Origin of the sequence: Sphingobium sp. B10D7B, from assembly GCF_025961955.1 — a bacterium.
Lineage (GTDB): Bacteria > Pseudomonadota > Alphaproteobacteria > Sphingomonadales > Sphingomonadaceae > Sphingobium.
Genome location: NZ_JAOQOQ010000001.1, coordinates 1013603 through 1026273, shown reverse-complemented (window position 1 = coordinate 1026273; position 12671 = coordinate 1013603). Strand labels below are relative to the sequence as shown.

Sequence of the window (12671 nt, the reverse complement as noted above, 5' to 3'; positions counted from 1 at the left end):
CACCCCCCAAAGTGCGGAAACCGGTCAACCACCCCCACATTATCTCTCGTCCTTCCTCTGCTGAGCCCGTACGCGCGCGGCGAACAGAGGAACCATCCGTCCGAACCACCGTTGGGTTCAGGAAGGTTATCACGAGGAGTTAAGCCATGCACATTCGCACAAACCGTTCCACGCCTCTGGAAGACGGCCGCGACGTGATCATAACGCTTCGCTCCCGCGCGGAGGATATTGCCGAACGTGGTCTTGCCAGGGCAACAACGCTGGCGGACGAGGCCGGCCGCCGGGCATCCCGGTTGGGGAAGGACACAGCGCGCAAGGTTTCGAAGGGCTCGAAATCCCTCGTTGAGAATGTGCGCGATCATGTGCCCGGCATGAAACCCTCAGGGCTCGCGGCTTCGCCGGCCGCCCGGTTCGTCCGCCGCCACCCCGCCCTGCTCGTTGCCGTCGGACTGACCGCTGCGACGGTGGGATATCTCGCATGGCGCGCGCAGCAAGACACTGAAGAATCAGGCGATTCTTCAGAGGGTTAATAAGCGAAAACCATTCTCTGCCAAATTAAGCGAGAAAGTTTTCGAAGGCCGGAACGAACCCGTCTATAGCTCGTTTAACGGGCAGATCTGGCACCATCAGGCTATTTTAGATGCTGCTAGCCCGGTGGTGCCAGATCCCCTCCTTCGCCTCGGACAGGCAAAGGTCGCGTAGACACGCGCCGTGACGCAGCCTCGACGAGCGCCCGCATCCCTAGAAAATCTTGACATCCGCGCCCGCCTTCATCATGGCGCAAGCGGTTGCCCGTGTGACCCACAAGAGTCACGCGCCCTCTATTCACGGAATTCTGATGCCCTTTGCCGATCTCGGCCTTTCGAACGAATTGCTGCAAGCCGTCGGCGAGGCGGGGTATTCAGAGCCGACTCCGATTCAAGCGCAGGCAATTCCCTCGGTCCTGATGATGCGGGACATCATCGGTATCGCCCAGACCGGCACCGGCAAGACGGCCAGTTTCGTCCTCCCGATGATCGACATTCTGGCGCAGGGCCGCAGCCGCGCGCGGATGCCGCGCAGCCTCATTCTCGAGCCGACGCGCGAACTCGCGGCGCAGGTCGCTGAGAATTTCGAGAAATACGGCAAATATCACAAGCTCTCGATGGCGTTGCTCATCGGTGGCGTCTCGATGGGCGACCAGATCAAGGCGCTCGAAAAGGGCGTCGACGTGCTGATCGCGACGCCTGGTCGCCTGATGGACCTGTTCGAGCGGGGCAATATCCTGCTGACCGGCTGCTCACTGCTAGTCATCGACGAGGCCGACCGGATGCTCGACATGGGATTCATCCCCGATATCGAGAATATCTGCACCAAGCTCCCCGCGAACCGGCAGACGCTGCTGTTCTCGGCGACGATGCCGCCGCCGATCAAGAAGCTTTCGGATCGCTTCCTGAGCAATCCCAAGTCGATCGAGGTGGCGCGCCCCGCAACCGCCAGCGCCAACATCACCCAGATGCTCGTGCCCGTCGCCGAGCGGGCCAAGCGCGAGACGCTGCGCTCGCTGCTGCGGAGCGAGAGCGCGGAAAGCGCGATCATCTTCTGCAATCGCAAGACGATGGTGCGGGAGCTGAACAAGAGCCTCAAGCGCCACGGCTTCCGGTCTGGCGAAATCCACGGCGATATCGATCAGGCCGCGCGCATCGCGGAGCTGGATCGCTTTAAGTCCGGTGAGATCAACTTGCTTGTCGCCTCCGACGTTGCCGCGCGCGGGCTCGATATCAAGGGCGTCAGTCACGTCTTCAACTTCGATGCGCCCTGGCACCCGGACGATTATGTGCACCGCATCGGCCGCACTGGCCGTGCCGGCGCGACCGGCAAGGCATTCACCTTTATCACCAACAGCGATGCCGAAGCTGTCGAGAATATCGAGAAGCTGATCGGCACGAAAATCCCGCGCCTCGACATGGGCACGCAGGCCGTCGACGATGGTGAGGACGAAGGGCGCGGACGCGATCGTCGCGGCGGTGCGAAAGGCGCATCCAAGCGTCCGGCGAAGGCACCGGCTCGGCGTGAACGTGGCGCCGACGCCAAGGGTGACCGTGAAACCGAATCGCCCGCCCGCGAGGCACGCCCCGCGCGCGAGGATGCGCGCCCGCCGGGTGAGACCCGTGAGGATCGCCAGCCCCAGCCACGGCGCCAGGATGCCCGGTCTGACGCTGAGCGTCCCAAGGCCCCGCAGCAACGCAATCGCGCGGATCAGGAGCCGGATGACGGATGGAACGGCCCCATGCCGGATTTCCTCTCCGTAGGCTTCAACAACTAAACCTGCCGACGATACAGACGGGAGGCTCGGGGACGCGGCAGCGCGTCTCCACGCCTGCCAATTGGCGGTGCGCAAACCGGCGATTTCGGTGCTATCCGACACTCAGGTCGCTATCGCAACGCGACGCGCCACCAACACGCAAAACCCGATTGCAATCGGCGCGGGCCTTGCCTATAGGCAGCCCTCCCTGGGGGCTGTAGCTCAGTTGGGAGAGCGCGTCGTTCGCAATGACGAGGTCAGCGGTTCGATCCCGCTCAGCTCCACCAGGGATTTTTCTTCCAGCCACGCTATCGCTCCCTCCCCGGCTTAAGCCGCGCGGTGGGAAGACGCATTTTCTGTGAACCGGTCCGCCTTTTTGGGGTTGCCACTCCGGCCATCCCACGGCATAGGCGCCGGACCTGATGACGGCTCCACAACGGACCGACATGGATGGCCCCTTCGTCTAGCGGTTAGGACGCGGCCCTTTCACGGCTGAAACACGGGTTCGATTCCCGTAGGGGTCACCACTCAGACTTTCCCTCATTATCAAGCGCAGCATCACACTGGTCGCGCCACCGTCACTCCGCCGGGGCCATGGCGGGCGATGGACCATTTGCCTTGTCCAGCGCCGCCAGATCGCCGCGCGCCCGTGCCTGCCGACCGTAGACCAGCTCAAACAGCGGGCCCGCCATCACCGTCGTGACGATGGCCATCAGCACCAGCATCGCGAACAGCGTCGGACCGATAATGCCCTTTTGCAGGCCGATGTTGATGATGATGAGCTCCATCAGCCCCCGGGCGTTCATAAGCGCGCCGATGCCCAGCGCCGTGCGATGATCCTCCCCCGCCAGCCGTGCGGCGGCCCAGCAGGCCCCGAATTTGGCGATCACCGAGACGAGCAGAATGGCCAGCGCCGTCAGGAGGAGCGGCACGGAGTTCACCATGTCCATCCGCGTATTGAGGCCGGAATAAGTGAAAAACATCGGCAAGAGCAACACCACCACCAGCGGCTCGATCTTGCGCTTGATTTCCAGCGCAATCAGCCCGCGCGGCATACAGGCGCCGAGGAGGAAACCGCCGAAGATCGCGTGTATGCCGATTGCATCCATGAGAAACGCCGAGAGGCTGAACAGCGCAAGGACGATGGCGAGTACCGTCATGCTCAGCCCGCCCTCCGCCTCCACGAGGCGCCCGAGCGGGACGAGCAGCCGACGGCCCCAGATCAGCATGAACCCCGCATAGAGCAGCGCGCCGACAATGGCGATCACCGCGACCCCCGGCCCGGCGCCGAAGGTCGCCAGCACGACCGCGAGCACGCACCAGGAGGCGGCATCGTCAAAGGCGCCCGCCGTCAGCGAGAGCGTGCCCAGCGACGTGTTGGCGAGGCCGCGCTCGTTGATGATCCGCGCCAGCATGGGAAAGGCTGTGAGCGCGATGCACGCGCCGAGGAACAAGGTGGCGCTCCCCCGCCCCACCCCGGCCGTGAACAGCCCGTCGATCGTCAACAGCCAGGGGGTGATCACCGCCGCCAGCATGAACGGCACGGCGATGCCCGCCGCCGACACCGCGCCGGCGGCGCGCGCCTTCGAGCGGACGTGATCGAGCCGGAGCGTCAATCCAACCAGAAACATATAGAGGCCTACGCCAAGCTGCGCGCCGACATAAAGGACGTTGCTGGTTTCCTTGGGGAAAATCGCGGCTTGCAGATCGGGCGCGAACAGGCCGAAGAGCGACGGACCCAGCACGACGCCGGCGATCATTTCCCCGACCACCTGCGGTTGCCGGAACAAGGTGCGGCCGAGCCATCCAACCACCCGGCAGGTCACAAGGATGACGGCGATCTGTAGGAAGAAGTGCACGCTGTAGTCGGATGGCGTGAAGCTCACAGCGGATTGAACGGCGGGGCCGTGGGGCGTCAAGACGCGGCCCAGTTCACCCCAAAGCGATTGCTGCATCGCGCCCTGCTCCATGTGTCCTCCCCGATGGCCCGCTTGTACCGCGCCTGACCAGAAGCTACCATGGTAGCGTTATCATTGGAAGCGAGGACTGCAGCGCCTGTGAATGGCCAACTGGCGCGTCTGGCCCAACAAAACGCGGCTACGCGCTGCCTATAGATTGTCCGGCGAGCTGGGGAGGCATCGGAAATCCGGCGATACAAAAACTTCCCGAGCGCAGCCGCACCCCGTTGCCTTTGCGCGCCCGGCCTCATATGTCGGAGTAATAATGGGAGTCCCTCATGTCCGAATTCCGCTCGATCACTGCCGAAACCGGTGCGCCTTATGGTGATCCACTTCCCGTCCACGGCCCGCAGGATGTCGCCGCGGCCTGCGCTGCTGCCGAGGCGGCCTTCGAGGTCTATCGTGCGACGAGCCGCGAAGATCGTGCGCGCTTCCTGGAGCGTTGCGGCGAGGAGATCATGGCGCTGGGCGATGGCCTGATCGAAACCGCCATGCGCGAGAGCGGCCTGCCGCGCGCCCGGCTCGAAGGCGAGCGTGGACGCACCGTGGGCCAGTTGCGAATGTTCGCCGATGTCGTGCGCAAAGGCTGGTGGCAGCAGTTGCGCGTCGATCCGGCAATGCCTGAACGCCAGCCGCTGCCCCGCCCCGATCTGCGGATGCGGATGATCCCGCTCGGCCCGGTGGCGGTGTTCGGTGCCTCCAACTTCCCCCTCGCCTTTTCAACTGCCGGTGGCGACACAGCCTCCGCGCTCGCAGCAGGATGCCCTGTCGTCGTCAAGGGCCACCCGGCCCACCCGATCACGGCCTCGCTGATGGCGCAGGCGCTGACGGCGGCGGTGAAGGCCTGCGATCTCCCGGCAGGCGTGTTCAGCCAGATCATGGGGCCGTCGCACGAACTCGGCGCCGCGCTCGTCCAAGACCCCCGCATCACGGCGGTCGGCTTCACCGGCTCACGCGCCGGCGGCCTTGCGCTGGTCAAGTTGGCGCAGGCCCGCCCGGTTCCGATCCCGGTCTATGCGGAGATGTCGAGCATCAATCCGGTTCTGCTTCTCCCGCAGTCCCTCAAGGCGCACGGCGCGGCGCTGGGCACCGCCTTCGTCGGCTCGCTGACGATGGGCGCCGGCCAGTTCTGCACCAATCCGGGCCTGCTGATCGCCATGGAGGGCGACGGGCTCGATGCCTTCATTGCCAGCGCGACCGAGGGCGTGGCAGCGGCCGCGCCACAGACCATGCTCACCACCGGCATTCGCGATGCCTATGGGAAAGGCGTTGCGGCGCTAACCGATCATGAGGCCGTCGAGACATTGGCCAGTGGCGATCCCGGTGAGGGCACGAGCGGCGGCGCCATCTTGTTCCAGACCAGCGCGCAGGCTTTCCTCGCCAATCCCGATCTCGCCGACGAGGTGTTCGGCGCGAGCGGCATCCTCGTGCGCTGCGCCGATGAGGCCGAGGTCATGGCGATCCTCAAGGCGCTCGAAGGTCAGCTCACCGCGACGCTCCATATGGACGCCGAGGATGAGCCGCTTGCTGCGCGGCTGCTGCCGGTGCTGGAACGCAAGGTGGGGCGTATCCTCGCCAATGGCTGGCCCACGGGCGTCGAGGTCTGCCACGCCATGGTCCATGGCGGCCCCTTCCCGGCCACGTCGGACGGGCGCACCACCTCGGTGGGGAGCCTCGCCATCGATCGCTTTCTGCGGCCGGTGAGCTACCAGAATCTCGCCCAGTCGGTGCTGCCAGAGCCGCTGCGCGATACCGCGCTGGGGGATGGCATCCCGCGCCTGTATGATGGCACTGTGCTCGCCGGTCGCTGAGGCCGGCACTCCCCGACGAGACAGCACGAACCGGCGCCCGCGCGGCGCATGAGGAATGGAAGAGGACGTCCAATGGCCACGCGTTTGCTGCAACATCAGGCACCTTCTGGCGCGCGATCCGTGATTCTCGCCGTGGATGACGAGGCTTGGCTGCTGCAGGGCAGCAGCAACATCCGAGCGCTGGCGCAGGACGCCCTCGCCCGGCGCCAATCGTTGCTGGAGACCGTGCAGCATTATGCCAAAGGTGCCTCTGTGGATCTCGCCGCCGCCTTCTCGGCCGGCGAATTGCTCGCGCCGATCGATCATGAAGACCCGGCCCATCTGCTGATGACCGGCACCGGTCTTACCCATCTCGGCTCCGCGGAAGGGCGGGACAAGATGCACAAGCAGGCGCTGCAGGCCGAAACGCTGACAGACTCGATGCGCATCTTCCTGGAAGGGCTGGAAGGCGGCAAGCCAGCGCCCGGTCAGATCGGCCAGCAGCCGGAATGGTTCTATAAGGGCGATGGCTCCCAGCTCCTCGGCCCGCACCAGCCGCTGGACATGCCAGCCTTCGCGCAGGATGGCGGCGAAGAACCGGAGCTGGCCGGCATCTACATCATCGATGCAGACGGCAAGCCGTGGCGGCTCGGCTTCGCGCTTGCCAACGAGTTCAGCGATCATGTGACCGAGCGGCACAATTATCTCTGGCTCGCCCACTCCAAGCTCCGCAAGGCCGCGCTCGGGCCGGAATTGCTGCTCGGCCCTTCCCCAGATCATATCGAAGGGACCAGCCGCATCCGCCGGGGGGATGACGTGATCTGGGAGAAGCCTTTCCTCTCGGGCGAGGCGAACATGTCCCACAGCATCGCCAATCTCGAGCATCATCACTTCAAATATGCGCTCTTCCGCCGGCCGGGTGATCTACACGTGCATTTCTTCGGCACGGCCACTTTGTCCTTCAGCGATGGCGTGAGCGCGCAGGAAGGTGACGTGTTCGAGATCAGCGCGGCGCCCTTCACGCTGCCGGTCTCCAACCCGCTCACGCGCATGGCAGAGACCCGCGTCAGCCCGGGCGTGCTGTAATGAGCGCCAGCCCCATTCGCATCGCCCTGCAGGGCGTGGGCAAGATCGCGCGCGACCAGCATTTTCCCGCCATTGCCGCCAATCCCGATTTCGCGCTGACCGCGACCGTCAGCCGCCATCCCGCCGGCTTGGACGATATCCCCCATTTCAGCGACCTTGAGGCGCTGATCGCCCATGGCCCGGCGGTGGATGCGATCGCGCTCTGCACACCGCCGCAGGTGCGCTATGCGCTCGCCGCCCGCGCTATCGAGGCCGGTTTGCATGTATTTCTGGAAAAGCCGCCCGGCGCCACCCTGTCGGAAGTCATTGCGCTGCAAGGTCTGGCGGAGGCGGCAGGCGTCACCCTCTTCGCCTCCTGGCATTCGCGCTATGCCGCCGGCGTCGAGCCGGCGCGCCAATGGCTGGCCGAGCGGCGGATCGAGCATGTGTCGATCATCTGGCGCGAGGATGTGCGCGTGTGGCATCCGGGGCAGGACTGGATCTGGCAACCGGGGGGCCTGGGCGTATTCGATCCCGGCATCAATGCGCTGTCGATCCTCACGCAGATCCTGCCCAGCCCGGTGTTCCTCAAGGATGCCACGCTGCAATTCCCCGAGAACCGGGCTGCGCCGATCGCCGCCGATCTGCGCTTGTCCGACACGCTCGGCACGCCGATCCACATGGACCTCGACTGGCGCCAGACCGGGCCGCAGAGCTGGGACATCATCATAGAGACCGACGCCGGCACTGTGCATCTGGCCAAGGGCGGCGCTGTGCTCTCCCTGCCCAAGGGCACGGTCGAGAGCCCCGATGTCGAATATCCCGGCCTCTATGCTCGATTCGCCGAACTGGTGCGCGATGGGCGCAGCGATGTTGACTCCGCGCCGCTCTGCATTGTCGCCGACAGTTTCCTGCGCGGCCAACGCGTGCAGGTGGAAGCCTTCGAGGATTGAGCCGGAAAATCTGACTGTAAGGGGTTGCCGAATCCTGATCGGCCAATCATGATAACGCTACCAACAAAGAGTGGGGAGAGGACGATGAGCGTGTGCGGCGCGAGGCGGGGCTTGGGATATGCCCGACCTGTTCTGGCGCTCGGCTGTCTGCTTACGGCCAGCGGCGCATTGGCCGCCCCTCAGCTTTCCCCGGTCTGGACGGATCAGGCCGTCATCCAGCGCGACGCGCCTATCGTCATCGCCGGCACCGCCGCCCGAGGCGAGACAATCCACGCGACCCTCGGCACTGAACAGGCCGCAGCCACGGCGGATACCACCGGTGCCTTCACCCTGCGCTTCCCTCCGCGCCCGGCCAGCGCAACGCCGCTGACGCTTCAGCTCTCGGGCGCAGATGGCAGCGCCGTGACGGTGCGCGATCTACTGGTCGGCGATGTGTGGCTGTGCTCGGGCCAGTCCAACATGGAGTTCCCGGTCGCGCGAGCATTGAACGGCCCGATGGTCGTCATGCAGTCGGGCGACCCCGGCCTGCGCCTGATGCAAATTCCCAAGGCGACAGCCAGCCTGCCCGCAACGCGCTTCGGCAGCCCGACGGCATGGACAGCCGCGACGCCGCAATCGACGCCGGAATTCTCCGCTGCCTGCTACTTCATGGGCGAGGCGTTGCGGGCGCAGCAGCATATCCCGATCGGCCTCATCCATGCGAGCTGGGGCGGCTCGCGGCTGCGGCCCTGGCTCACGCCGGATGCCGCCGAAGCGCTGGACGGCAAGGACGATCTGGCAATGCTGCGCCAACATGCCACCGATCCGCTCGGCGCCATCACCGCCTTCGCCCCGCAATGGGAGCGCTGGTATCGGGACGAAGCCGAGAAGAGCGAGCCCTGGCGTAAGCCGGATATCCTCAGCTGGCAGGATGTGCCCGCCATCGGCGTTTGGAACGACTGGGCGGGCACGCCGCTCGCCAAGGATGCCACCGGCACCGTCTGGCTGCGCCGCACCGTGCGGCTGACCGGCGCACAGGCCAAGGCCGGCGCGACGCTGGAACTGGGCATCATCGACGATATGGACATGACCTTCGTCAACGGCCGCGCGGTGGGCAATACGTTCAGCTGGGACGAGGCGCGCCGCTATACCGTCCCGCCTGCGTTTCTCCATGCGGGCGATAATGAGATCATGGTCGCGATCAGCAACAGCTGGGACAAGGGCGGTTTCACCACCGGCCCGGAACGGCTGAAGCTGACGATCGCCGGCGGCGCTGAAATCCCGCTAGCGCAAGGCTGGCGCTACAGCATCGCCCCCGTCCCCAGCTTCCCGCCGCGCCCGCCATGGGACGGCAATGGCGGCTTGGGCGTCATGCACAATGCCATGGTCGCGCCTTTGGGGCAGATCGCCCTGCGCGGCGCTGCCTGGTATCAGGGCGAGAGCGACGTGGACGTCCCCGGCTATGCCCGCCGCCTCACCGCGCTTGCGGCAGGATGGCGTCACCAGTTCGGCAAGGACCTGCGCATGCTGGTGGTGCAGCTTGCCAATTACGGACCAGCGCAACTGGCGCCGGCGGCGTCCGGCTGGGCGACCATTCGCCAGGACCAGCGCGCCTTCGTCAGCGGCGATGCCAATGCCGCGTTGGTCACCGCCATCGACATCGGCGAGCGCACCGATATTCACCCGGCCAATAAGGCGCTGCTCGGCGCTCGCTTGGCCATGGCCGCGCAGGGAACGCCTTTGCCGATGCCCATGCAGGCCATGCGCACGCAAGGACGGATCAGGATCAGCTTTTCAGGCATCGAGGGCAGCCTCGCCGCATGGAGCGCCGCTGCGCCCATTGGCTTCGAGCTATGCGGCGATGCGCAGGAGAGCTGCCGCTATGCGCAGGCGCGCATCTCGGGAGCGGACGTGTGGCTCGAGGACGATGGCCACGCCGCCAGCCGGGTGCGCTATGCGTGGGGAGACAGTCCCATCGTCAATCTCTTCGATGGCCGCGCGCTGCCCGTTCCCGGCTTTGAACTGCCGATCCGCAGCGAGGCGCAGCCCTGACAAAAGATCATTCGCAGTGAAGACATTCAAATAGGGGAGAGAGACTTTGAGATTTGCAACATTGGCCCTGCTGGCCACAGCCATGAGCATCCCGGCTTTCACCGCCGCGACCACGCCCGCCGCCGCGCAGGCTCGCGCCGGCGATCCGGTCGAGGTGCGGATCGACGCCACCAAGCCGGGCGCGACGATCAGCCGCGACATCTTCGGCCAGTTCGCCGAGCATCTTGGCACCGGCATCTATGGCGGCGTGTGGGTCGGCAAGGATAGCAAGATTCCCAATGTCCGCGGCATCCGCACCGATGTCGTCAACGCCCTGCGCGCCATTCGTACCCCGCTGGTGCGCTGGCCGGGCGGCTGCTTTGCGGACGAATATCATTGGCGCGACGGCGTCGGCCCGGCCAAGAACCGCCGCAGCTCGATCAATTCGAACTGGGGCGGCTCGGTCGAGACCAGCGCATTCGGCACCGACGAGTTCATGGATTTCGTCGGCCAGGTGGGCGCTGAGGTCTATCTCAACGTCAATGTCGGCTCCGGAACGGTGAAGGAAGCGGCAGATTGGGTCGCCTATATGACCGCCGATCCCACCACATCGGCCGGCAAGGAGCGTGCCGACAATGGCCATCGCGAGCCCTACAAGATCAAGTATCTCGGCCTCGGCAATGAGAGCTGGAGCTGTGGCGGCGCGATGCGGCCGGAATTCTATGCCGACCAGATGAAGCTCTATGCGCGCTTCGTGCGCAACTATCACCCTGAGCAGGGCGAGGGAAAACCCGATGCCATGCTGCGCGTCGCCGTCGGGCCGGGCGATGACAATACCGCCTACACCGATGAGGTGATGAAGACCTGGAAGCAGCATGACTGGGCCTGGTCGATCGAGAGCCTCTCCCTCCATCGCTACACGACCGGCGGCTGGCCGCCCTCCTACCCCAGCGACGCCTTCGATGAGGGTGCCTATGCCCGGCTGGTCAAGGAAACGCTCGGGATGGACGGCTTCATCAAGGCCAATGCGGCGGTGATGGACAAATATGACCCCGAGAAGAAGGTTTCGCTCGCCGTCGATGAATGGGGCGTGTGGCTCAAGCCCCTGCCCGGCACCAATCCCGGCTTCCTCCAGCAGCAGAACTCGCTGCGCGACGCCATTATCGCGGCGCTCAACATCAACATCTTCGCGCGCCATGCGGACCGGGTGAAGCTGACCAACATCGCACAGATGATCAACGTGCTGCAGGCGATGATCCTCACCGATGAAGACAAGATGGTGCTCACGCCCACCTATCACGTCTTCAAAATGTATGTGCCGTTCCAGGATGCGACCTTCATTCCGGTCAGTTTCCAGGCCGGTACGTTCCAGCATGGAGACATCACCATGCCGCGCATCGATGCCGTGGCAGCGAAGGACAAGCAGGGCAAATTGTGGCTGGCGCTGACCAATGTCGACACCCAGCGCGCCGCGCCGGTGACGGTGAACGTCGCAGGGCTGAACGTTCGCTCGGCCCGCGGCGAGGTGCTGACCGCGCCCAAGGTGGACAGCATCAACAGCTTCGCCGCCCCCAATACCGTCAGCCCCAAGCCGATTACAGGCAGCGTGCGCGGCGGCAAGCTGACGATCGACATGCCAGCCAAGTCCGTCGCGGTGATCGCGCTGGAGCCCTGATGTAGAAGCGGCGCGGGCAGGCACGATCGCGCCCGCGCCAGCCCTCCTGTTGCCACAAGGCCCCAAGTCCCGCTAATTGAGCCTCCAGCAACGTCCAGACGATCTGGCGGCAACAGGGGCATGACTATCAGCACGCAGGATAACAGCGCAGCCGGGAACGGGGGTTTGGGCGACACCCCGACCGGGCTCCCCCGCTCGGCCAAGGGCTCGGGCCGGCGGCTCCGCGGGGCTGTGGCCCATTATCTCGGCTCGGCGATCGTCTCCGGGCGGATCGCGCCGGGCGAGCGGCTGACGGGCGAGATTGAAAATGCCGAGGCGCTGGACGTCTCCCGCAGTGCCTATCGTGAGGCCATCCAGGTGCTGACCGCCAAGGGGCTGGTGGAAAGCCGCCCCAAGGCTGGCACGCGCGTATTGCCGCGCAGTCACTGGAACCTGCTCGATCCGATGGTGCTGGCCTGGGCGTTCGGCGGCGAACCGGACGTGAATTATGTGCGCGACCTGTTCGAGCTGCGAGCGATCGTCGAGCCAGAGGCGGCGCGCCTCGCCGCCAAGCGGCGGGATCGCAATGATGTTGCCGCGATGAAGGATGCGCTGACCCGGATGCGCCGCTTCACGCTGGCGACCGAGCAAGGGCGGGAAGCGGACCGGGATTTCCACAGCGCCTTGCTTGCCTGCACCGGCAACGCCGTGCTCATGACGCTCAGCGCCAGTATCGGTGCGGCCGTCAACTGGACGACCCAGTTCAAGCAGCGGTCCGTCGGCCTTCCTCGTGACCCCGTGCCCGACCATATGCGCGTCTATGATGCGATTGCCGCCGGGGACGCAGATGCGGCGGCGGAGGCCATGCAGGTTCTCGTGCAGCTCGCCCTCGATGACACACGGGCGGCGATGCAGCGTCCTGCGGACGGCGAGCCAGGCGACCTCGCCTGACGCTTC

At 65.5% G+C, this 12671-nt stretch carries 9 protein-coding genes and 2 tRNA genes; 10 read left to right on the top strand and 1 reads right to left on the bottom strand.

Features of this window, described 5'->3' with window-relative positions; translation table 11 throughout:
• Nucleotides 1-146: 146 nt before the first annotated feature.
• From M2331_RS04795 to M2331_RS04780, 4 genes are all read left to right on the top strand, one after another.
• Nucleotides 147-530 carry a hypothetical protein gene (locus M2331_RS04795; RefSeq protein ID WP_181559217.1) on the top strand — a complete coding sequence of 128 codons (384 nt, stop codon included), beginning with the start codon at nt 147-149 and terminating at the stop codon, nt 528-530.
• Nucleotides 531-838: 308 nt separating this feature from the next.
• Nucleotides 839-2305, top strand: coding sequence for a DEAD/DEAH box helicase (locus M2331_RS04790; protein ID WP_181559216.1), 1467 nt, complete (start codon nt 839-841; stop codon nt 2303-2305).
• Between the two features lie 190 nt (nt 2306-2495).
• A tRNA-Ala gene (locus M2331_RS04785) sits at nt 2496-2571 on the top strand.
• 165 nt (nt 2572-2736) lie between these two features.
• Nucleotides 2737-2811 (top strand) — tRNA-Glu (locus tag M2331_RS04780).
• Between the two features lie 51 nt (nt 2812-2862).
• Here the strand turns inward: M2331_RS04780 and M2331_RS04775 are convergent.
• Nucleotides 2863-4239, bottom strand: coding sequence for a cation:proton antiporter (locus M2331_RS04775; RefSeq protein WP_181559215.1), 1377 nt, complete (start codon nt 4237-4239; stop codon nt 2863-2865).
• 281 nt (nt 4240-4520) lie between these two features.
• Here M2331_RS04775 and M2331_RS04770 point away from each other — a divergent pair, with 281 nt between their 5' ends.
• From M2331_RS04770 to M2331_RS04745, 6 genes are all read left to right on the top strand, one after another.
• On the top strand, nt 4521-6053 hold the full coding sequence (locus tag M2331_RS04770; protein WP_181559214.1) for an aldehyde dehydrogenase (NADP(+)): 1533 nt from the start codon (nt 4521-4523) through the stop codon (nt 6051-6053).
• A 72-nt stretch (nt 6054-6125) separates the two neighbouring features.
• Nucleotides 6126-7118, top strand: coding sequence for an AraD1 family protein (gene araD1 / locus M2331_RS04765; RefSeq protein WP_181559213.1), 993 nt, complete (start codon nt 6126-6128; stop codon nt 7116-7118).
• Nucleotides 7118-8050, top strand: coding sequence for a Gfo/Idh/MocA family protein (locus tag M2331_RS04760; protein WP_181559212.1), 933 nt, complete (start codon nt 7118-7120; stop codon nt 8048-8050). The genes araD1 and M2331_RS04760 overlap by 1 nt, the downstream gene beginning before the upstream one ends.
• An 84-nt stretch (nt 8051-8134) precedes the next feature.
• Entirely contained in the window at nt 8135-10081 is a 1947-nt protein-coding gene (locus M2331_RS04755; protein WP_181559211.1) for a sialate O-acetylesterase, read from the top strand.
• Nucleotides 10082-10163: 82 nt separating this feature from the next.
• Nucleotides 10164-11735: an alpha-N-arabinofuranosidase gene (locus M2331_RS04750; RefSeq protein ID WP_181559210.1), complete on the top strand. Its 1572-nt coding sequence runs from the start codon at nt 10164-10166 to the stop codon at nt 11733-11735.
• A gap of 120 nt (nt 11736-11855) precedes the next feature.
• Entirely contained in the window at nt 11856-12665 is an 810-nt protein-coding gene (locus tag M2331_RS04745) for a FadR/GntR family transcriptional regulator (RefSeq protein ID WP_181559209.1), read from the top strand.
• Nucleotides 12666-12671 lie beyond the last annotated feature (6 nt).